Origin of the sequence: Desulfogranum mediterraneum DSM 13871 (genome assembly GCF_000429965.1) — a bacterium.
GTDB lineage: Bacteria > Desulfobacterota > Desulfobulbia > Desulfobulbales > Desulfobulbaceae > Desulfogranum > Desulfogranum mediterraneum.
Genome location: NZ_AUCW01000003.1, coordinates 28,477 through 50,067, shown reverse-complemented (window position 1 = coordinate 50,067; position 21,591 = coordinate 28,477). Strand labels below are relative to the sequence as shown.

The 21,591-nt window shown below is 58.3% G+C and carries 17 protein-coding genes; 9 read left to right on the top strand and 8 right to left on the bottom strand.

Annotated elements, in window-relative coordinates; translation table 11 throughout:
• Positions 1–50 precede the first annotated feature (50 nt).
• From G494_RS0100190 to G494_RS0100180, 3 genes are read left to right on the top strand one after another with little or no spacing between them, the layout of a single operon-like run.
• A complete protein-coding gene (locus tag G494_RS0100190) occupies positions 51–1,607 on the top strand; it encodes an acyl-CoA carboxylase subunit beta (RefSeq protein ID WP_028582881.1) in 1,557 nt (518 codons plus the stop codon).
• A gap of 37 nt (positions 1,608–1,644) precedes the next feature.
• Positions 1,645–1,875: a hypothetical protein gene (locus tag G494_RS0100185; protein WP_232362449.1), complete on the top strand. Its 231-nt coding sequence runs from the start codon at positions 1,645–1,647 to the stop codon at positions 1,873–1,875.
• A gap of 56 nt (positions 1,876–1,931) precedes the next feature.
• The gene (locus tag G494_RS0100180) at positions 1,932–3,911 is read left to right on the top strand and encodes a pyruvate carboxylase subunit B (RefSeq protein ID WP_028582879.1); all 1,980 of its coding nucleotides are present in this window, start codon (positions 1,932–1,934) and stop codon (positions 3,909–3,911) included.
• A gap of 111 nt (positions 3,912–4,022) precedes the next feature.
• Here G494_RS0100180 and G494_RS0100175 read toward each other — a convergent pair whose 3' ends face one another.
• The 3 genes from G494_RS0100175 to G494_RS0100165 all read right to left on the bottom strand — a co-directional run bounded on the left by G494_RS0100175 (position 4,023) and on the right by G494_RS0100165 (position 8,094).
• On the bottom strand, positions 4,023–4,937 hold the full coding sequence (locus tag G494_RS0100175; protein ID WP_028582878.1) for an HpcH/HpaI aldolase/citrate lyase family protein: 915 nt from the start codon (positions 4,935–4,937) through the stop codon (positions 4,023–4,025).
• Positions 4,938–5,279: 342 nt separating this feature from the next.
• Complete coding sequence (locus G494_RS0100170) at positions 5,280–6,860, bottom strand: sensor domain-containing diguanylate cyclase (protein ID WP_028582877.1); 1,581 nt, start codon at positions 6,858–6,860, stop codon at positions 5,280–5,282.
• A gap of 187 nt (positions 6,861–7,047) precedes the next feature.
• Complete coding sequence (locus tag G494_RS0100165; protein WP_028582876.1) at positions 7,048–8,094, bottom strand: KamA family radical SAM protein; 1,047 nt, start codon at positions 8,092–8,094, stop codon at positions 7,048–7,050.
• Positions 8,095–8,283: 189 nt separating this feature from the next.
• On the opposite strand from G494_RS0100165, the gene G494_RS0100160 reads away from it, so the two are divergent.
• From G494_RS0100160 to G494_RS0100135, 6 genes are all read left to right on the top strand, one after another.
• A complete protein-coding gene (locus G494_RS0100160; protein WP_208597617.1) occupies positions 8,284–10,140 on the top strand; it encodes a sensor histidine kinase in 1,857 nt (618 codons plus the stop codon).
• 6 nt (positions 10,141–10,146) lie between these two features.
• Positions 10,147–11,502 (top strand): sigma-54-dependent transcriptional regulator, encoded by a 1,356-nt coding sequence (locus G494_RS0100155; protein WP_028582874.1) that lies wholly within the window; start codon positions 10,147–10,149, stop codon positions 11,500–11,502.
• A gap of 317 nt (positions 11,503–11,819) precedes the next feature.
• Entirely contained in the window at positions 11,820–12,812 is a 993-nt protein-coding gene (locus G494_RS0100150; RefSeq protein WP_035245002.1) for a TRAP transporter substrate-binding protein, read from the top strand.
• A gap of 93 nt (positions 12,813–12,905) precedes the next feature.
• Positions 12,906–13,451 (top strand): TRAP transporter small permease, encoded by a 546-nt coding sequence (locus tag G494_RS0100145; protein WP_028582872.1) that lies wholly within the window; start codon positions 12,906–12,908, stop codon positions 13,449–13,451.
• Positions 13,448–14,848 carry a TRAP transporter large permease gene (locus G494_RS0100140; RefSeq protein WP_028582871.1) on the top strand — a complete coding sequence of 467 codons (1,401 nt, stop codon included), beginning with the start codon at positions 13,448–13,450 and terminating at the stop codon, positions 14,846–14,848. The genes G494_RS0100145 and G494_RS0100140 overlap by 4 nt, the downstream gene beginning before the upstream one ends.
• Positions 14,849–14,920: 72 nt before the next feature.
• Positions 14,921–15,409, top strand: coding sequence for a universal stress protein (locus G494_RS0100135; protein WP_028582870.1), 489 nt, complete (start codon positions 14,921–14,923; stop codon positions 15,407–15,409).
• Positions 15,410–15,457: 48 nt separating this feature from the next.
• Here G494_RS0100135 and lhpI read toward each other — a convergent pair whose 3' ends face one another.
• The 5 genes from lhpI to G494_RS0100110 all read right to left on the bottom strand — a co-directional run bounded on the left by lhpI (position 15,458) and on the right by G494_RS0100110 (position 21,538).
• A complete protein-coding gene (gene lhpI, locus G494_RS0100130) occupies positions 15,458–16,411 on the bottom strand; it encodes a bifunctional Delta(1)-pyrroline-2-carboxylate/Delta(1)-piperideine-2-carboxylate reductase (RefSeq protein WP_028582869.1) in 954 nt (317 codons plus the stop codon).
• The gene (locus tag G494_RS21220; RefSeq protein ID WP_051305163.1) at positions 16,398–17,471 is read right to left on the bottom strand and encodes a trans-3-hydroxy-L-proline dehydratase; all 1,074 of its coding nucleotides are present in this window, start codon (positions 17,469–17,471) and stop codon (positions 16,398–16,400) included. The genes lhpI and G494_RS21220 overlap by 14 nt, the downstream gene beginning before the upstream one ends.
• 69 nt (positions 17,472–17,540) lie before the next feature.
• Positions 17,541–19,328 (bottom strand): L,D-transpeptidase family protein, encoded by a 1,788-nt coding sequence (locus G494_RS21215; RefSeq protein WP_153305704.1) that lies wholly within the window; start codon positions 19,326–19,328, stop codon positions 17,541–17,543.
• Entirely contained in the window at positions 19,297–20,517 is a 1,221-nt protein-coding gene (locus G494_RS0100115; protein WP_028582868.1) for an L-serine ammonia-lyase, iron-sulfur-dependent, subunit alpha, read from the bottom strand. The genes G494_RS21215 and G494_RS0100115 overlap by 32 nt, the downstream gene beginning before the upstream one ends.
• Positions 20,518–20,773: 256 nt before the next feature.
• Positions 20,774–21,538 (bottom strand): succinate dehydrogenase/fumarate reductase iron-sulfur subunit, encoded by a 765-nt coding sequence (locus G494_RS0100110; protein ID WP_028582867.1) that lies wholly within the window; start codon positions 21,536–21,538, stop codon positions 20,774–20,776.
• Positions 21,539–21,591 lie beyond the last annotated feature (53 nt).

Here is a 21,591-nt window from a genome sequence, read left to right as displayed (position 1 = left end):
TCATAATTGAAGCACGGGATCTTTACTGAATTCTGCAGCAAGGAGACAGCATGAGTAGTACAACAAAAGAAAAAATAGAAGAGCTGAAAAAGCGCAGAGCCGCAGCTCTTCTCGGTGGCGGCCAGGCCAAGATTGACAAGATCCACGCCAAGGGAAAAAAGACCGCCCGTGAACGCATCAATCAACTCGTCGATCCGGGTTCCTTCGAGGAGTATGATTGTTTTAAACTCCACCGATGTGTCAACTTCGGCATGGAGAAGACCAAGTTTGCCGGTGACGGTATTATAACCGGTTGCGGCAAGATCAATGGCCGTCCCGTATACCTGTATGCCCAGGACTTTTCTGTTCTGGCCGGCTCTCTTTCCGAAACCCTTGCTGAAAAGATTGTCAAGGTTATGGAACTTGGCATGAAGAACGGTATCCCGGTCATCGGTCTGAACGACTCCGGTGGTGCCCGCATCCAGGAAGGCATTGAAGCCCTGCGCGGTTACACCGACATCTTCCTGAGAAACATCCTTGCCTCAGGGGTTGTTCCCCAGATCTCCGGTGTGTTCGGCCCCTGTGCCGGTGGTGCGGTCTACTCCCCCGCCCTCACCGACTTCATTGTTCAGGTTAAAGAGCAGTCCTACATGTTCCTGACCGGTCCCAAGGTGGTCAAGACGGTACTCAACGAAGATGTCACCGTTGAGCAGCTCGGTGGGGCCTCCATGCATACCACCAAGAGCGGGGTGACCGATTATGGTGCGGAGAATGAGGATGATGCCATCTGGTACATCCAGACCCTGCTCTCCTACCTGCCCCAGAACAACATGGAAGATCCGCCAGTGGTCGAGAGTGATGATCCGACCACCCGTCGCTGTGAGAGCCTCAACGACATCATCCCGGACAACCCCAATGCGGCCTATGACATGAAAAATGTCATCTGCGAGACCGTGGATGACGGCGTCTACTTTGAGATCAAGGAAAACTTTGCGCCCAATATCGTGATCGGTTTTGCCCGCTACGGTGGTAAGAGTGTTGGTATTCTCGCCAACCAGCCTGCCTACTATGCCGGTGTGCTCGATATCGATGCCTCCATCAAGGGTGCCCGCTTTGTTCGCTTCTGTGACTGTTTCAACATCCCGGTCATCACCTTTGTCGATGTTCCCGGCTTCCTGCCAGGAACCGATCAGGAGTTCGGTGGTGTTATCCGTAACGGCGCCAAGCTGATGTACGCCTACGGTGAAGCCACGGTACCCAAGATCACCATCATCACCCGTAAGGCCTATGGTGGAGCCTACTGCGTTATGTCCTCCAAGCATCTGCGCTGCGATGTCAACTACTCCTGGCCCACCGGTGAGATCGCCGTTATGGGTGGTAAGGGAGCGGTTGAGGTGCTCTATGCCCGGGCAGCCAAGGGTGAAGACGATCCTGCTGCATTCCTGGCCGAAAAGGAAGCAGAGTATACCACCAATTTCTCGAATCCTTACTGTGCTGCGGAACGTGGCTACATCGATGACGTCATCGAGCCTGCCGAAACCCGGACCCGCATCATCAATGCCCTGGCTTCAATCGGCGGCAAGCGTGACACCAATCCTGCCAAGAAGCATGGTAATATTCCGCTGTAACGGGAACTAGTCGACCACTAGGATCTGAAAAGATGCAGTGAATAACCTATCATCAAAGGGTGAAACGATGGCAAAACCAAAAAACAAGAAAATGGCAGCAGCACTGGCTGCGGTAAATGCCTATCTGCAGCAGGAAGCCGAGGCCGCCTATCTGGAACAGCAGGCCGCCGCTGCAAATGCTGCCCAGGCAGGACCCAATCTCTGGGCCATAAGTGGTCGCCAGGAAATGATGACCATGCGTAGAATGATGCAGCTGCGCGCGTTTTAATTGTGCTTCACACAGTTTTCGATGTTTAACGATAAGTATTAGAGGAGAAACAGAAAATGAGCGACCAAGTAACACAGACCGCCATGAACTACGATGCTGACCGTCCTGCGGCAGCAAATCCAGTAAAAGTCATGGACCTTAGTCTCCGCGACGGACATCAGTCCCTGTTCGCCACCCGTGGCCGTACAGAAGACATGATTCCTGTCGCGGAAATGATGGACGAGATCGGCTTCTGGGCCATCGAGACCTGGGGTGGAGCTACTTTTGATACCATGCACCGTTTCCTCAACGAAGATCCATGGGAACGTCTGCGTACCCTGAAGCGTTACATCAAGAAGACCCCCTTCTCCATGCTGCTTCGCGCCCAGAACCTGGTCGGCTACCGTAACTACGCCGATGACCTGGCCCTGGCCTTTGTCGAGCGTGCTGCAGAAAACGGGATGGACATCTTCCGTACCTTTGACGCCCTCAACGACTACCGTAACTTTGAGACTGTCGTGAAGCAGATCAAGGCATCTGGTAAGCATTTCCAGGGTTGTATCTGTTATACCCTGACCGAGCCCCGTCTTGGTGGTGATCTCTACAATATCGACTACTATGTCAACAAGGCCAAAGACCTGGATTCCATGGGTGCAGACTCCATCTGTATCAAGGACATGGCCGGTCTGATCGCTCCCTACGATGCCTATGCCATCGTTAAGGCCATCAAAGAGAACACCGACACCCCGGTACACCTGCACTCCCACTTCACCTCCGGTATGTCTCCGCTGAGTCACCTCAAGGCCATCGAGGCCGGGGTTGACATCATCGATACCTGTATGTCCCCATACGCCTACCGCACCGCTCACGCCGCAGTAGAGCCGATCGTCATGGGTCTGTTGGGTACCAACCGCGACACCGGTTTTGATATCAAGAAACTGGCTGAGATCAACGAAGTGCTTGAGAAAGAGGTTATGCCCAAGTACAAGCACCTTCAGGATGACTCCAAGTTCTCCATCATCGATATCAACGTCCTGCTCCACCAGACCCCGGGCGGCATGCTCTCCAACCTGGTGAACCAGCTGCGTGAGATGGATTCCCTGGATAAGATCGACGACGTCTACAAAGAGCTGCCCAAGGTACGTAAGGACCTGGGTCAGATTCCGCTGGTTACCCCCACCAGCCAGATCGTCGGCATCCAGACCGTCAACAACGTCCTCTTTGACACCCCGGATGAGCGCTACAAGATGATCACCGGTCAGGTTAAGGATCTCTGCTACGGTCTCTACGGTAAGACCGCTGTGCCGATCAACGAAGAGGTACAGAAGAAGGCCCTCAAGGGCTACGATCGTGGCGAGGAGCCCATCAGCTGCCGTCCTGCCGAGGTACTCGAGCCTGAGATGGAGAAGGCCAAGGCTGAGATCGGCGATCTGGCCAAGGACATCGACGACCTGATCCTCTACGCCATCTACCCGGTAACCGGTAAGAAGTTCCTGGAGTGGAAGTACGGTGTAGCTGAGCCGCCCGAAGAGGTACGTGCGGTGACCATGGAAGACGTCAAGAAGCGTGACGAGATCCTTGCCAAGGCCAAGGCCGGTGAGCTGATCGAGCCCAAGCCTGCCCCTGAGAAGACCGCCAACATCCGGACCTTCAACGTCTTTGTTGACGGCGAGTACTTTGATGTCGAGGTTGATCCCACCGGTGATGCCCCTGTGATGATGGCAGCCGCACCTGCTGCCGCAGCCGCACCTGCTGCCAAGCCTGCTGCCGCTGCCGCACCTGCTGCCGCACCTGCTGCCGCTGCACCTGCCGCCGCCGCGCCTGCCCCTGTGGCCGTAGAAGGCGGAACCCCGCTGACCGCGCCCATGCCTGGTCTGATCATCCGTTACGATGTCAATGTCGGCGATACCGTCAGCGCCGGCGACACCGTGGTCATCCTCGAAGCCATGAAGATGGAAAACGCCCTGGCCGCACCCTGTGACGGTGAGGTGAAGGCCCTTGGTTTCGGTTCCGGTGATTCCGTAGTCAAGGACGCGGTACTGGCTGTTATCGGCTAAGCACCAGCCAGCATCCAATCGTTTGATTGGAGTAAAAAAAAGGGGACTCTACGGAGTCCCCTTTTTTTTATGGCCACCCCTGTGGTGGCCGACTCGTAGGAGGCCGGCCGCTTAGTCCAGTCCCAGGTGCTCGGCCTGGGCGCAGAGCTGTCTGGCCAGCCGCACGGTGGCCTGGTCCACCATCCTCCCCTCCACCGCGATGGCGCCCCGGCCGCTGCTCCGGGCCTCCTCGTTGGCAGCGAGCACCTTTCGGGCCAGCTCGATATCTGCCTGGGCCGGGGTGAAGACCTCGTTGATGGTCTCGATCTGACCGGGGTGGATCGCCCACTTACCGTCACAGCCCAGGGCACAGGCCATCACCGCCGAGCGGCGCAGTCCTTCCTGGTCCTTGAAGTTGCCGTAGGGGGCATCGATGGCCAGGGATCCATGGGCCTTGGCAGCCATGATCATCTGGGAGAGGGGAAAATGCCAGCGGTGGCCGGGATAGAGATCCTCCTCCTTCTCGCCGTGGCCGGAGATCGAAACCAGCCTGGCCCCGACCGAGGCGGAATAGTCGGCAATGCCAAAGACCAGGCTGACCACCCGGTCACTGGCTGCGGCGATCTCAGTGGCCCTGGAGAGGCCCTCTGCCGTCTCGATGGAGGCCTCAATCCGGATGGGACGATCCAGGCCGCGGTTGAGTTCAATCCCGTCCAGGAGGTGACGGGCAAAGTGGATATCACTGGGATCGTTGACCTTGGGGATAACGATGGCATCGATCACCTGACCGCATGCCTCGGCCACCTCCAAGAGATCACGATAGGCAAAGGGGGTATCCAGGGAGTTGATCCGAACCGTTACCGTGCCCTGGTCCCAGTCGAGCTCCTGAAGCGATTGGATGACCTGTGCCCTGGCCGCCTCTTTGGCGTCAACAGGGACCGAGTCTTCAAGGTCCAGCATGATCACGTCGGCCTGGCTGGCAGCGGCCTTGGGATGCATCTTCTGGACATGGCCGGGTACGGATAGATTGGAACGCCTGGGCTTCATAATTTCTCCTTATACTCCTTGTTGATGAGACGGATAAACCGCTGAGCGGGACTGGGACCAGCGTGGACTTCTGCTGGGCAGAATCGTATGGCGGACTGCGCTGGCTATCTTATCAGGCCCGGGAACAGCTGTTAAGGGAATTGTTACGGCTGGTTTTCCGGGAGATCATCCCAGGGCCTCCCAGTGCAGAGCGGCTGATTCCCTGATCAAGGGGAGGGGGACCAGCAGTGGGACAAGCGTGAGCTCCAGGCTGATCAGGAGGATCGTCCTGAGAGCGGCAGGTATCAGTAGAAGGGGGTGAGAGCGGGGAGAGCGGAGGGAGCGGCGGCTGCGAGGAAAACCTTACAGCTTGAACCATCTCTTTTTTTTCTGCTTGGGGCTATAGGCTGCTACCCGATTGCGACCGCTTCCCTTGGCATCGTAGAGGGCGTCATCAGCCATACCAATGAACTCATTTTTCTTAAAGTTCCTGTCCTGGGGGATGGCGGTGGCAACCCCGATGGAGATGGAGACGTGGTAGGTGTGTTCACCGTCGCTGAAGGGATAGGTGGCTATGCACTCCCTGATTTTTTCGGCAACCACCAGGGCCTCGTCGCTGTTGGTCTCCGGCAGGACAAAGACGAACTCCTCTCCCCCATACCTGGCCATCAGGTCATATTCCCGGATATTTTCCAAGGCCACACGGCAGAACTCCTTGAGGATGAAGTCACCGGTCTGGTGGCCATAGGTATCGTTGAACTGCTTGAAGTGATCGATATCTGCCAGCAGGATGGTGATGGGGCGTTCATTCCGGATGGCCCGATTGATCTCGTTGTCCAGGAAATTTTGAAAGAAGCGATGGTTGTTGATTTCGGTGAGCCCATCGATGTTGGCCAGGTTCTCCAGTAACCTGTTTTTATTTGCCAACTCTTCGGTGAGCTTTTCCAGTTTCATCTTGGTCTGGACCAACTCGCGGTTCATCTCCTCGTAGGAGAGGTTGAGCAGACTGAGGCGAAGGTTGGCCTCCTGGAGGATTTCTGCCACAGATTTAACATTTTTAATGGGCAGGTCGAAATAGCTGGCAGCCTGGTCGATCTCCAGGTCCAATCGTCGGAGGACGGTGTTGATGGCCCTGGGACTCAGAGCCAGGAGTCGTCTGGCATCTCTGCGGAACTGGCGGTGATACTCTTCTGGGCTTGCAGAGGTATAGAGTTTGATCAGCAGGCCGGAGAGGTAGACCGCATGGATATTCTGGAGCATGGCCTGCGTTTCCTCCCCTGCCTGGTCCCGGGGAAAGTCATCAGGGGCATGGTGGTAGCGGATGGGGATCAGCAGGCTGTCAGGAAATCCCCATCTTTGGGCAACAGCATAGCCGGCCAGAGAGTGGGAGATCCCGATGAAACGTTTTTCCAGAGCAACTTCATCCTGATCGGGATCGTTCTTGAGTTCTGCCAGGATCTGATCATACTCCTCGGGCAGGGTGGTGGCAAAAATCAGTTGACCGAGATTCTGAAGGAGCCCGGAGATGAAGATCTCTTCGTTGTCGCTATCATCGAGCTGTTCCAAAATCAGCTTGGCAGCCGCGGCCGCGATCAGCGATTCCTCCCAGAATTTACGGAAATTAAAGAGAGATTTTTTTTTGCGCCGATTTAAACTGAGAAAAGAAAAGGAGAGCACCAGGCTGCGCACCGCATTGGTGCCGAGCACGGAAACTGCCTGGTTTATGGTGGCAATCTGTTGGGGGAAGCTGTAGAAAGAGGAGTTGGCAACCCGCAGTATCTTGGCAGAGAGGCCCACATCCTGGGAGATCAGATTGGCAATATCGGCGAGGGTGGTCTCTTCCCTGGCGGTAAGGCTCAGCAGGCGTGAGGCAACCACAGGCAGGGTCGGCAACTCCTGGGACTGAAGGATAGAGGCGACTACCTGTTCTGTGTTTGAAGTCATGGCTCCTACCTGTGGGCACTGGGGACGTTTAGCCGACCTTGTTCTTGCGACGGTGTCGAGTTGAGCCTGGGGATGGGTAAAGGCAGCTTGCTGCACCCCATGTGATGCTATACTGTTATACTATAACGGATGGCTCTGATTCATCAAGCAAGAACCTGGGGATAAAGCAAGAACCTGGAAACCAGGATCAGCCAATGATGGTATTCGGGTAGGAGCAGGGCTTGCCCAGGTAGGTGGTAAAGTCCAAGGTTTCGGTGAGATTATCGATGTATTCCGGGGTAAGGGGGATCTTGCCGCCTCCGCCCGGTGCATCCAGGGCATAGGTCGGGATGGCCATGCCGCTGACATGGCCGATCAGGTGGCGCATGATGGCTTGACCGGTCTGGATCGTGGTGCGGAAATGGGAGGTTCCCCTGGTCTGGTCGGCCTGAAAGAGGTAGTAGGGTTTTACCCTGATCTCGAGTAAGCTGTAGATCAGGGCCTTGATGACCTCGGGTCGGTCATTGACCCCGCGCAGGAGCACGGTCTGGCAGCCCAGAGGGATCCCGGCATCGGCAAGCAGGCCGCAGGCGCGGGTGGCCTGGGGAGTAATCTCTGCCGGATGATTGAAGTGGGTGTTGAGGTAGAGAGGGTGGTACTTCTTCAACATCCCGGCCAGCCGGGGGGTGATCCGCATGGGCTGCGAGCAGGGCATCCGGGTACCGATACGGATGGTGACCACACTGGGAATGGCTCGGATGGCCTTGAGGATGCGTTCCAGCCGCTGGTCGGAAAGCATCAGCGGGTCGCCTCCGGAGACCAGGACGTCCTTGATGGCCGGAGTTCGGGCCAGGTAATCCAGTCCCTGGGCAATGGTCTGGTCGGTGATGGACATGGTGGGGGTGCCCACCTTTCGCTTGCGGGTACAGAAACGGCAGTACATGGCACATTCGCTGGAGACCAGAAAGAGTGCCCGGTCCGGGTACTTATGGACCAGGTTGGGCACCGGGCTCAGGTTCTCTTCGTCCAGGGGATCTTCCAGGCCATCGGGATCGTTGAGTTCACGGCTGTCCGGGATGACCTGTTTGATCAGGGGGGCACCGACCTCCTGCATCAGGCGGAAGTAATAGCCGCTGATCCGCAGGGGATAGCGGGCAGCTACCCTGGAGATAGCAGCGAGGTCGAGTCCCTGCAGAGAGCTGAGTTGTTCGGGACAGGTGATGGAGCCGGAGTGGAAGGATGGGTGCAGAGACATAGGTACCATGGACAGAGAAAAGTGAGGGCGTATGTGCGAGCCAACTATACGGGATCGAAACGCAATTAGCCAGTGGGAATTGAACCGGGCAGGTTCAGCAGGCGCCATCGGCCTGGCTCCCCGGCTGATCGATGGCAGGCCCGGCCCGGCTGAGGCGGGGAGCGGCTGGCAGAACCAAGTGACCGGGGCATGGTCGAGCCGAGCACGGCAGAGGGATTCATGGGCCGTCCGTTTCTGACAGCATTGATCTTTGGTCTGGTTTTCATGATCGCTGCCCTTGCCGGCACCAGCAGATGGGCCTACCAACAGGGATTTGCCGAGAAGGCAGGGGAGAGCTCCACCCGCCTTGCCCTCTACAGGTCCTATCTCCAGGGAGTCCTTGAGAAATACGAGACCCTGCCGGAGTTGTTGGCCACGGATAAACGTCTGGTCAACTTCTTGCAGAATCCAGACGGCCGGGAACGGATCGAGGCCCTCAACAGGTACCTGGAGACCGTCAACCGGATCAGTGATGCTGCCGATACCTATCTGATGGACCGGGAGGGTCTGACCATCGCCGCCAGCAACTGGCAGACTCCCAGGCCCTTTGTGGGCAGGAACTTCAGTTTTAGACCCTACTTTCAGGAGGCCATGGAGGGACACCTGGGCCGTTATTTTGCCCTGGGTGCCACCTCCAGCCAGCGTGGCTATTACTTTGCCTATCCGGTGCGTCACCAGCAGCAGATCCTCGGCACCCTGGTGATGAAGATCAACATCGATACGGTTGAGGATAAGTGGAAAAAACCAGGGGATATCTTCCTGGTCACCGATCCGGAGGGGGTGATCTTCATCACCACCAAGACCGACTGGCGATATCGTACCCTCCTGCCCCTCTCCCATGGGGTCCTGGAGATGCTGGTGGCGAGTAAACGCTACCCGGCCGCCTCCCTTACCCCGATCAACATCATCCACAGCAAGGTCCAGGACGACTATGGCCTGGTCTCCATCGTTGACGAGGAGAACGGGGTGGTCCAGCGTTATCTCCATCTCCGCTCAGAGATGAGAGAGGCCGGCTGGGAGGTGCAGATTCTCTCTGACATCAAAGGGGTGGAGCAGTTCGTGATCCGTACCATGGTGGCGGTGGGTTCGGTCTTCACCATTGCCGTGATGTTGATTCTGCTCTTCTGGCAACGCCAGCTCCGTCTCCAGGAGCGCCACCGCTATGAGGAGAAGTCCCGCAGGATGCTGGAGGATGCCAACGAGGTCCTGGAGTCACGGGTCTCTTCCAGGACCAGGGAGCTGACCCGCTCCAACAGCCAGCTGCGACAGGAGATTACGGAGCGGCAAAGGACCGAGGCCAAGTTGCGGCGCACCCGCAAGGAGCTGGTCCATGCCGCCAAGCTGGCTGCCCTGGGGCAGATGTCTGCAGGGATCACCCATGAGTTGAACCAGCCCCTGGCCGCCATCAGGACCTACTCCGAGAATGCGGTCCGCCTCTTTCGCAAAGAGCGTGGCGAGGATGCCCTCTGGAACCTGGAGCAGATCAGCGAGTTGACCGAAAGGATGGCTGCCTTGAGTACCCAGTTGAAACTCTTTGCCCGTAAAACCAGCGACCGGCTGGAGATCGTTCCCCTCCACGGCAGCCTGGATGGGGCTCTGGAGATCCTGCGTCCGGCTCTGGTGAAATCAGGGGTGAAGCTGGAGGTGCGGATCATCCCCGAAGACCTGGAGGTCTGGGCCAACAATGTGCTGCTCCAGCAGGTCCTGGTCAACCTGATCTCCAATGCCCTCCACGCGGTTCAGAACCAGGAAGAAAAACGGATCCTGATCACGGCCCACCGTCAGGGGGGTCTGGTCAAGCTCCTGGTCCAGGACAACGGGCCCGGAGTGGTGCAGGAGGTGATCGAGCAGGTCTTTGAACCCTTTTTCACCACCAAGGAGCCTGGTCAGGGACTGGGGCTCGGCCTTACGATTTCCGCCCGGATCGTCCGGGAGATGGGAGGTACCATCGAGGTGGCCAATACCGAGCTTGGCGCCTGTTTTACCATTAAACTCAAAACCCCTTAGACTGCTATGGAACTGTTGACCAAGGTACTCTTTATCGATGATGAAAAGCATATCCGCCAGGCCAATCGTCAGACCCTGGAGCTGGAGGATCTGGAGGTCATTACCAGTGACTGTGCTGAACAGGCCTTGGAGGTCATTGATGAGGACTGGCCCGGGGTGGTGGTCTGTGATATTCGCCTGCCAGGGATCAGCGGCATGGAGTTCCAGGAACGGATCAACAGGATCGATCCCGACCTTCCCGTGATCCTGATCACCGGCCACGGGGATATCTCCACCGCGGTCCGGGCCATGCGTAACGGGGCCTATGACTTTCTGGAAAAACCCTACTCCTCCGAGCGTTTGGTCAAGACCGTGGTCAGGGCCCTGGAGAAGCGGATGCTGACCCTGGAGAATCGACGACTGCGTACCGAACTGGAGGTCCACAGTGCTCCTGGGCCGCGCATCATCGGAGTGACCGCAGCCACCAAGAGGCTGCGGGCAACCATTGCCCAGATCGCCGATACCGGGGCCGATGTGCTGGTGGTGGGGGAGACCGGGACCGGCAAGGAACTGGTGGCCCGTTCACTCCACGAGCACTCCAACCGGCGCAACAAAAATTTCGTAGCAGTCAACTGCGGGGCAATTGCCGAGAATCTGATCGAGAGTGAGCTCCTCGGCCATGAGGCCGGGGCCTTCACCGATGCCAAGGCCCTGCGGGTGGGTAAGTTCGAACACGCCAACGGCGGCACCCTGATGCTGGACGAGATTGAGAGTATGCCCCTGCAGATGCAGGTCCACCTCCTGCGGGTGCTGCAGGAACGGGCGGTGGAACGATTGGGCTCCAACAAGCTCATCCCCCTGGACATCCGGGTGGTGGCGGCAGCCAAGTGTGACCTCAAGGAGGCTGCGGAGCGGGGCGAGTTCCGGGAGGACCTTTATTACCGGCTCAACGTGGTCTGTATCGAAATTCCCCCCCTGCGGGCCCGGCGGGAAGATATTCCCCTGCTCTTTCATCACTACCTGCTGGTGGCCGGCCACCGCTATCAACGGGAGGTGCCGACCCCCAAGGCGGCGGAGGTCAACATGCTGATGACCTATGATTGGCCGGGTAATGTCCGTGAGCTGCGCAATCTGGCCGAGCGCTATGTGCTCCTCGGGAGTCAGGCTGACTGGTCTGTTGAGCAGCTGCTCTCCGGTGAGCTGACCGCCCTCTCCGGCAGCCTCCATCAGCAGGTGGAGATGTTTGAGCGTGCCCTGCTGGAACAGTCCCTGGCCGCCCATAACGGTTCCCTGAAACAGGTCATGGCTGCCCTCTGCCTGCCGCGAAAGACCCTCTACGATAAGCTCCAGAAACACGGCCTGGACAAGAATGATTTCAAATAAGAAAAGGCCCACACCCCTCTCCTGACAGGCTTTCTTCAGCCGATCCGGGTTGGTGTGGGTAACTTTCCCCACTCCCCTTTGCTTCAAATGGGTGGAATCCCACCCGTTTGAAGTCCGCGCTCCCAGCTGGACTCACCTATAATTTCCACCATATCAGTACCTTGTCGTTTGGGGTTGAATGTGGTCCCTGCTTTGCTAGTTAGATGGAGAATCAGCAGCAGCCTGGCTGGTTCCCTTTCTGCCTCGTTTCCTGGTGGAATTCTTCGGCAGCCGGTATTCCCCGACACTGTCTTACCTAAAAATGATTGGAGGATTGTATGTTTCGTAAAGTGACTCTGGCCGCGGCCGCATTGGCAATCAGCGCAGCATTTGCAGTCGGCCCTGTCTGGGCTAAACCAGTGGTGATCAAATTTTCTCATGTCGTTGCTGAGAACACCCCCAAGGGGCAGATGGCCAATAAGTTCAAGGATCTGGTCGCTGAACGACTGGGGGGCAAGGTCGTGGTCGAGGTCTATCCCAACTCCCAGCTCTTTGGTGATAATAAGGTGCTGGAAGCCATGCTGCTTGGGGATGTCCAGATGGCCGCACCCTCCCTGTCCAAGTTTGAGCGCTATACGAAAAAAGTAGCCCTCTATGATCTGCCCTTTCTGTTTGAGGATATGGCAGCGGTGGATAAGTTTCAGTCCAGCAAGGAAGGACAGGATATGCTGGCTGCCATGAAAAAGAAAGGACTGGTTGGCCTGGGCTATCTCCATAACGGCCTGAAGCAGCTCTCTTCCTCCAAGCCGCTCAAGGTGCCTGCCGATGTCGCGGGTCTCAAGTTCCGGATCATGTCTTCAGACGTGCTGGCCGCACAGTTTAAGGCCGTCAAGGCCACCCCCCTGAAGAAACCCTTTTCCGAGGTCTTCACCCTGCTCCAGACCAGGGCCATCGATGGCCAGGAAAACACCTGGTCCAACATCTACTCCAAGAAGTTCTTTGAGGTACAGCCCTATATCACCGAGTCCAACCATGGTCTCCTGGACTATATGGTGGTCACCTCTGCCGAATTCTGGATGGACCTCTCCGATGAGCTGCGGGTAGAGGTGAAAAAAGCCCTGGATGAGGCCATTCTCTTTGGTAATAAGGTGGCTGCGGACAAGGCCAAGACCGATAAGCAGAAGATCATCGATTCCAAGCGCAGTCAGATCCTGGAGCTGACCCCGGAAGAGCGGGCCCAGTGGGTCGAGGTGATGAAGCCGGTCTGGAAGAAATTTGAGCATGAGATCGGTAAAGAGTTGATCGACGCAGCCTATAATGCCAATAACTAAGAGCGAGCTGAGCCAGCGGAGCCCGCTACGGCTCGTTCCAGGGCAGGATTCATCCCAGGGATCCTGCCCTTCCCTTTGCTGAGGACTATTTTTATGTTTTTGCGTGTTTTAAGTCAAGTGGAAGAGGCGCTGATCAGTCTTCTCCTGATAGCAACCACGCTCTTGGTGTTTTTGGATGTGGTTATGCGGTTCGGCTTTAATACCGGTTTCATGTGGACCCAGGAGCTGACCCTGCACATGTCGGCCTGGTTTGTGCTCTTTGGCACCTCCTACGGGATTAAGGTGGGCTCCCATATTGGGGTCGATGCCTTTGTCAAGCTTTTCCCCCGGGGCATGCGGCGCCTGATCACCTGTGTCGCCTGTATCCTCTCCCTCTGCTACTGCGGGCTGATCCTCTACGGTTCCTGGATCTATCTGGCCAAGATGAAGAAGATCGGGATCGAACTGGAAGATCTGCCCATCCCCACCTGGCTGGCCCATGGGATGCTGCTGGTCGGTTTCAGCTTTATCTCCATCCGGATCCTGCTCCTGCTCTGGCAGGTCGTGATCGACGAGGCCGATGGCTTCCGCCATGTGGATGAGGCCAAGGAGAGTATGGAAATCGTAGAAGAACTCAAAGAAGAGGAGGTCACACCATGACCACGGCGGCTCTGTTTATACTGCTTTTCGGCTGCATGCTCATCGGCATGCCCATTGCCCTGGCCCTGGGACTTTCCAGTATCACCACCATCCTGTTCTTTTCCAGTGACTCCCTGGCCTCCATCGCCCTGAAGCTCTTTGAGGCCCTCTCGGAACACTACACCCTGCTGGCCATCCCCTTCTTTATCCTCTCCTCAGCCTTTCTCTCCACCGGTGGGGTGGCCAAGCGGATCATTCGTTTTGCCCTGAGCCTGGTGGGACATATCCGCGGCGGTCTGGCCATGGCCTCGGTCATGGCCTGTATGATCTTTGCGGCAGTCTCCGGCTCCTCTCCTGCGACCGTTGCCGCCATTGGCTCCATTGTCATCGTGGGCATGGTGCGGGCTGGCTATCCGGAAAGTTTTGCCGCCGGGGTGATCACCAATGCCGGCACCCTGGGGATCCTGATTCCCCCCTCCATCGTCATGCTGGTCTATGCGGCAGCAACCGAGGTCTCTGCAGCCAGGATGTTCATGGCCGGCTTTATCCCGGGCCTGATGATGGGCGGCATCCTGATGCTGGCCATCTATATCGCTGCCCGGATCAAGAAACTCCCGGCCATGCCCTGGATGGGCTTTGGCGAGGTCCTGGCTGCCGGTTCCTCGGCCTTTGGCGGCCTGATGCTGATCATCATCGTCCTGGGCTCCATCTACGGCGGCGTGGCCAGTCCCACCGAGGCGGCTGCGGTTTCGGCGGTCTATGCCTTCCTGGTTTCCATCTTCGGTTACCGTGACGTGGGCCCGCTGAAAGAGGTGGCCTGGCGAAACCAGGGGGAAGGGGTCGCCAGCGCGGTTCTGCGCAACTGCGCCAGATCCATCCAGGCCATCCCCCGTTGCCTCAACGACCCGGATGTGCGCAAGATTATTCTGGATGCCTCCAAGGTCAGCATCATGCTGCTCTTTATCATTGCCAATGCCATGCTCTTTGCCCATGTGCTGACCACCGAGCGGATTCCCCATCATCTGGCGGAACTGATCATCGGCTGGGGACTCTCTCCCTGGATGTTCCTGATTGTGGTCAACCTGCTCTTGCTGATGGCCGGTAACTTCATGGAGCCTTCGGCCATCCTCCTGATCATGGCCCCGATCCTCTTCCCCATTGCCGTGAAACTGGGAATCGATCCCATCCACCTGGGGATCATCATGGTGGTGAACATGGAAATCGGTATGCTGACTCCGCCGGTGGGCCTGAACCTCTTCGTGACCGCAGGAATAACCGGTAACAGTATCGGCTGGGTCATTCGCGCCTGTCTGCCCTGGTTGATGCTCCTGCTTATTTTCCTGATCATCATTACCTATATACCCCAGGTATCCCTGTTCTTGCCCGAGTTTCTGGACAAGCTGCACGGCTATCAGTAACTGAACCCAGGGGTGGACGGCCACGGGTCGTCCACCCGCTCCCTATCAGCCCTCATCCCCGTAGAGGTTGTAATGATCCCACCAATCAATAAAATTCTGTATGCCAGCGACCAGGGCGAGCATACCCGGCCGGTATTTCGCCGGGCCGTGAGTCTGGCTCGCCGTTATGAGGCCAAGCTCCTGATGGTTCACGTGGTTGAACCCTTAAGTGCCGCCGGCAACGCCATCGTGGACACCTACCTGCCCCTGGAGACCGCAGATAAGCTCAAGAGCGAAGACGGCATGCATGAGGTCCTGGAGAAGGTGAAAAAAAGACTGCAGCTCTTTGCCCGGGAGGAGCTCCGGGGAGAGCGGCAGGATCGGATCCCGGACACCGAAGTCCATGTGGTCATGGGGACGCCCAGCCGGGAGATCCTCCGGATTGCCGAGGAGAACAATGTGGACGTGATTGTGATGGGCAAGAGCGCCCATAGCTTTTTCGGCAACACCATGATGGGTACCTGTGCCCGCAGGGTGACCCGCTACTCCAATATCCCCGTGTTCCTGATCCCCAACAACTGAGTCGTCGGCTGCCCGGATCCTCCGGGCAGCGTATTTTCCCGGCGCGCCTTAGCTCGGCTGCTGCCCCTGCTGGTGCTCATAGCAGCAGATGGCCGCGGCCAGGTCCTCCTGGGCCGCACCCACCGACTTAAAGAGGGTGATCTCTTCCCTATCCAGCCGTCCTCCATGGAGTCCTCGGATCAGTTCCTCCAGTTCCGCCCGAATCGAACCCGCCTCAAAACGTCCCTCCCGGATGGGGATGAGCAGGTCTCCGGCCTCGGCCAGGGTGCCGCTCCGGGTATCGACAAAGACCGAGGCCCGGCAGATCAGCTCGGTGTCGCTTTCCCGCATCATGGGCTTAAAGGCGCCCACCAGATCGATATGGCTGCCGGCCCGGACCCAGGCCTTCCTGATCAGCGGCTCCTGGGAGAGGGTGGCACAGCTGATGATATCGGCCCAGGCCGTGCCCTGCTCCAGGGAATCGGTGCTGGTGGCGGTAAAGCCGGCCGCACTATAGTGTTGGGCCGCGGCTGCAGCGTTTTCAGGGGAGCGTGACCAGACCTTGATTTCCCTGATGGGCCTGACTGCGGCGTGGGCCAGTCCAAGGTAGCGGGCAATTCGGCCGCTGCCGGCGATGAACAGCTTGCTGCTCTCTTCCCGGCTGAGGTAGCGGCTGGCCAGTGCCGAGGCCGCCACGGTGCGTCGGGCGGTCAGTTCTGCCCCATCAAGCAGGGCCAGGGAGGCGCCGCTGGCCCCGTCCATGAGCAGATACTGGCCCATGATGGTGGGTAGGGACTTGCGGGGATTATCTGGAAAGACGTTGACGATCTTCACCCCTGCATACTGCTCCGGGATCCAGGCCGGCATGATCAGCATGGTGGCATCGCTCTGACCGGCCAGCTCCATGGTGTGGTGGTGTCGGACCGGGACCTGGCAGCCATGGCTGAAGATGGTGCTCAGGCTGTCGATCAGCGGCTGCCACTGCAGGTGGGCGGCAACCTCTTGGGCATTAAAGATCTTCATGGGCGTCGGCTCCTGGAAAAGAGGGGGATTGGTTGAATCTGGGCCAGGTATCGGCAAGCCGATACCCCTGGGGCCAGGGATCGCCGGGGTCCAGCAGGTGCTGATGAATCCCGGTGATCCAGGCCTGGCCGGAGATGATCGGCTGGATGGCCGGCCGCGAGCCCACCCTGGTGGTGGCCGCAATCCGGCAGTGAAAGCGGGAACCGATGATCGACTCCCCAATGAAGCGGTCCCCGGTCTTGAGCAGCCCCTGGCTGTGGAGCAGGGCCATGCGGGCGGAACAGCCGGTACCGGTGGGCGAACGGTCCAGTTTGCCCGGTTGGATGGAGACGGTGTTGCGGCCCACCAGGATGCCGTTTTCCTTAACCAGGGGCAGGTTGAACTGGCAGAAGGAGATATGGTCCCAGTCAGGATTTTCCGGATGGTTGAAGCCCAGCTGCTCGCTGGCGGCATCGGTGATCCGGATCCCGGTTTCGGCAAGCTCTCTGGCCTCATCCGGGGTGATGGCAAAGCCCAGTTCGGCCCCATCCACCATCACAAAACTGTCTCCGCCATAGGCGGTATCCACCAGCAGGGTGCCCATCCCGGCGACTTCCAGGGGGACCTGGGTCTGATCGACAAAGGAGGGGACATTTTTGACCTCTACCCGGGTAACCTTACCGTTTGTACAGTTGGCGCGGATTTCAACCAGGCCGCCGGGGGCCTCCAGGACCATGGTGGTGACCGGCTCTTCCATGGCAATGATGCCGGTTTCCAGGAGGACCGTGGCAACGCAGATGGAGTTGGAGCCGGACATGGGCGGGGTGTGGACCGGCTCCATGATAATCCAGCCCATCTGAGCTCTGGGATCTTTTGCCGGTACCAGCAGGTTGACATGGCGAAACACGCCACCCCTGGGTTCGTTGAGCATGAGGTTGCGCAGGGTCTGATCTGCGGCAATCCACCTGGCCTGCTCCCAGAGGGTGGCACCTGGGGGAGGGGCCACCCCGCCGACGATGACATCGCCGACCTCACCTTCGGCGTGGCAACTGACCAGATGGATAATATTTTTGGCGTGCATGGTTCTCCTTGGCGTATCTAAAGGTTAGCGATGATCACCGCCAGGCAAAGGTGTCGGTGGTGGTTATGGTTACAATCCGGGCAGGGAGGCGCTAAGTGTGGCTGGAGCGTCCTGGCTGCGGCAGAGTCGCCTCTCTGCTGGTGCAAAGAGATGGTTGGCCAACTGCTGATCCAGGCCATAGATGTCCTGGTAAAAGAAGGTCTCATCGTTTTCCGGATCAACCACCACCGTGCTATAGGTGATATGGATCGGTATCGGCGTCCCCAGGGAGATGACCGTGCGTTGACCATCCTGAATCAGTTGATCAATACGGTCAAGATCCCAGCCCGGGCCGCGTTGTTCCAGGAGGAAGAGGGCCAGCTGCCGCGGTGCAGCGACCCGGATACAGCCGTGACTGAAGCTCCGTCTGTGCAGGCTGAAGAGCTTGGTGGCCGGGGTGTCATGGAGGTAGATATGGTGGCGATTGGGAAAGATGAATTTCAACTGTCCCAGGGCATTGTCAGGTCCGGGTTCCTGGCGGAAGCGATAAGCCCGGATCTTGCTGCCCAGCTGCTGCCAGTCAATGGCCTCGGGCGGAATCGGTGTGGCCTGATGATCCCAGTCGGCAAAGACCCGGATGTTGTTCTCCTCAAGATAGTTGGGGTCCTTGAGCTGACTGGGCAGGATCTCGTTTGCGGCAATGGAGTCTGGGATATTCCAGTAGGGGTTGAAGACCAGGTAACGGAGGCTGTCGTTGAAGGTGGGGGTCTTGTTGACGGTGGTGCCGACGATCACCGGCATCTCCAGGGCTACCCTGGTGCCGTCCAAGGCGGTGAGCCGGAAGCCGGCGATGTTGACCACTACCCGTGGTCCCTTGAGCCGCTGGGGCAACCAGCGGAGCCGTTCCATGTTGAGCAGGATCTGCCGGATCAGCTGGCGGGCAGGGATGTTGAGGGCCTTGATGGTCGCCTGACCGATGATGCCATCGGCCTCCAGGTTGAAGCGCTGTTGGAAACGTTTGATTGCTGACTCCAAGGCCGGGGTGTAGCGGTTGTGGGGGAGGGGGGAGAGCAGGGGGGCCTGATCCAGGCGCAGTCGGCGGTGGACCTGGACCAGGCGCTGATCATACATCCCGGGTCTGATCAGTGGTCCATGGGCGAGGGTCGGCCAATCGCCGGCCAGGGCCAGGCGTCGATAACGTTGCAGGGCCTGCCTGAGCAGAGGGTACTGGGGGTGGTTGGGTTGCTGGCTTAAGAGAAAGCTGCGGAGCGCTTTCTCCTCCACAGCCTGGCTCAGCAGGGCGAAATCCTCTTTTGCCTGAAAAGAGTGGGCCAGCTGGCGCGACCCTCTGCCTTCCCCGCAGGAAGATATCCTGCCTCTGCGGCTCTGCAGCAGATAGAGGGTCAGGCCCCTGGTCAGGAGGTAGTCGAGTCGACTCTGCTCCCTGATGCCGGGACGGTGCCACAGCCCGAGGATGGTATCAACCTGGTAGTCTGCGGGAAAGAGGCCCTCATGGCGGGCATCAATCAGGACGTTGAGCAGCATCTCTGCCCGGGAGTCCGGGCCCTGGGGCGTGAGCCAGAGAGGGGTATGGTTCCGTTGTTGATAGAGTCGCCTGACCAGGCCATCCACTGAGGTTTCCGCTCTGGAGGGGATGGCGGTCTTTACCCGCAAGGGGCTGACCCTCGGCATGGACTCGCCTGCGGCAAGGTCATGGCCTGGTCGGCACCAGGAGAGGATGAGCAGCAGGGGCAGGAGCGCCTTGAGCAGCCTCCGGGCAGGCCTTACAGGGGGAGGTATCCTGAGCAGGCGAACCCGGCCCTTGATGGATTCACCAGGTTGCTGGCTACTTATCTTGGAGGATCTTGATGGTTTCAAGTTCGAAACGGGCGATCAGGGGGTTATATTTGACCAGATTATCCAGGGTGGCATGGAAACTCTGGCCAAGAAAACCATCTCTGGAGGAGACCACAAAGCCTGATTCGGCATGCCTGATGGCACTCAAGGCAGCGCTCACGGCGATGCTGCCCCGCATGGAACAGCTGCCCTTGGCACCGTCACAGAAGCCGCCGCTGATGGCGGCGACAAAGTTGTTATAGGCCCCATCAAAGAGCTGCAGTTCGTCACGCAGGTAGAGTACGCCGCCGATGATACCGGCGCCGGCAGCATACTGGGCCCCACAGACCGAAGAGACCTCACCGAAACGGGAGGTGATCAGGGCGGTGAGGAGCACCGCGACCAGTACGGCCTTGATTTCGGTTTCTTCACCCCGCTGCTGCTCACGGGCCAGGGCCACCACGGGGATGATGGAGGTGAGACCCTTGTTGCCTGAACCGGCACAGCTCATCACCGGGATGGGATCGCCGTTCATCCGGGCAAAGATGGCGCCCATGACCAGATTCTCGACCTGGTCGTTATCGGCCGGGACATACTGCTGGCCATGGAGTGCTGCGGCCATGTTAAAGGCAATCCCCTGCTGGACAAGCTTCTGCAGGGCTTCATCCTGGTAGAGGCTATCGACCAGAGTCGGCCAGTCATGGGCCTGGTAGAGGGTATCGTCAAAGTGGAAGGGTGAGACGCTCTGGGATTGGGCTTGGAACTCGTCCAAGGGGAGTTCCTGGTCGTCTTTACTCAGGTGGACGATCCGGGTATGGCCCCCCTCCAGGGTGAGGCGGACCTCTTCGCTGCTGCCAAATCCCCGGATATCGATATGGAGCCCCTCCCTGTCCACCAGTTCGACCTGGATGAGGTCCCTGGCATGAAGCAGATCGGCCCGGGTCAGCAGCTCCTGGTTAAGGGCAGAGAACAGGGCCAGCCGTCTTTCCGGAGCTGCGGTGAGGAAGCCTAAGATCAGGGCCCATTCCGAGCCCTTGCGCTCACCCCCGTGGGGGATCCCGGCGGCAAAGGCATTCTTGTAGGTTCGTTGATCGATGCGGAGGACAAACCTGGTCACCGGCTGGCTCAAGTATTTGCCGATAAAGCTGGCTGCATAGGCTATGGCTGCGGGTTCGGTGCAGCCGGAGGTGACCTCAAGGCTTGTCTTGAGTGCGGAGAGTAAGGTGTCCATGGAATGGCCGGGTCCCGAGGTTGGTTTCAGGTAGAGGATAACACCACAGTGGTTTCAGCAACTGCAGCATACCAGGAGGCATGGTGAATAACAAGAGTGATACCTTAACTAACAGGAGCGCATCCGGGCGGAAGGTCAATTCGTCCGGAGTCTGATTCAGGGTGCGCGCTCCGGGCAAAAAAAAACCCTGTTCCGGCACAATGCCGAAACAGGGTAGATCCTGCACCTGGGACTGCCTGGGGCAGCTTCCTGAGGCCTATTCGTCGTAGCTGAACTGGGCCTTGAGGTACTCACGGTTCAGCCGGGCGATGTTGCGGATGGAGATGCCTTTAGGGCAGACATTCTCACACTCACGCTCGTTGCCACAGTTACCGAATCCCTCACAGTCCAGGGCCTTGACCATGTTGATGGCCCGGGCCTTGGCTTCCGCCTGTCCCTGGGGCAGCAGGGCCAGCTGGGAAACCTTGGCACCCAGAAAGAGCATGGGGGTGGCGTTGGGGCAGGCTGCTGCACAGGCACCGCAACCGATACAGGCTGCTGCGTCCATGGCCTGTTCTGCCACGTTCTGGGGGATCAGGATGTTGTTGGCATCCTGGGGTGAACCGCTGTTGACTGAGACAAAGCCACCGGCCTGGATGAGTCGATCCAGGGCAGAGCGGTCAACCACCAGGTCCTTGATGATCGGGAAACCCTTGGTCCGGAAAGGCTCGATGATGATGGTGTCGCCGTCATTGAAGCTGCGCATATGGAGCTGACAGAGGGTGGTTTCCTTTTCAGGACCATGGGCAATGCCGTCCACCACTGCACCACACATACCGCAGATACCCTCGCGGCAGTCGTGGTCAAAGGCAATGGGCTCGTTTCCTTTACGGGCCAGCCATTCGTTGAGTACGTCCAGCATTTCCAGAAAGGAGCTGTCCGTACTGATATCCTTCAGTGCGTGGTCTTCGAATTGCCCCTTTGCCTGGGCCCCATTCTGTCGCCATATCTTTACTATTATATTGATCGTATTCGATGCCATGAGATATATTCTGCGTTTGTATTAATCCTTAGGGAGTACACCCACAATTATTC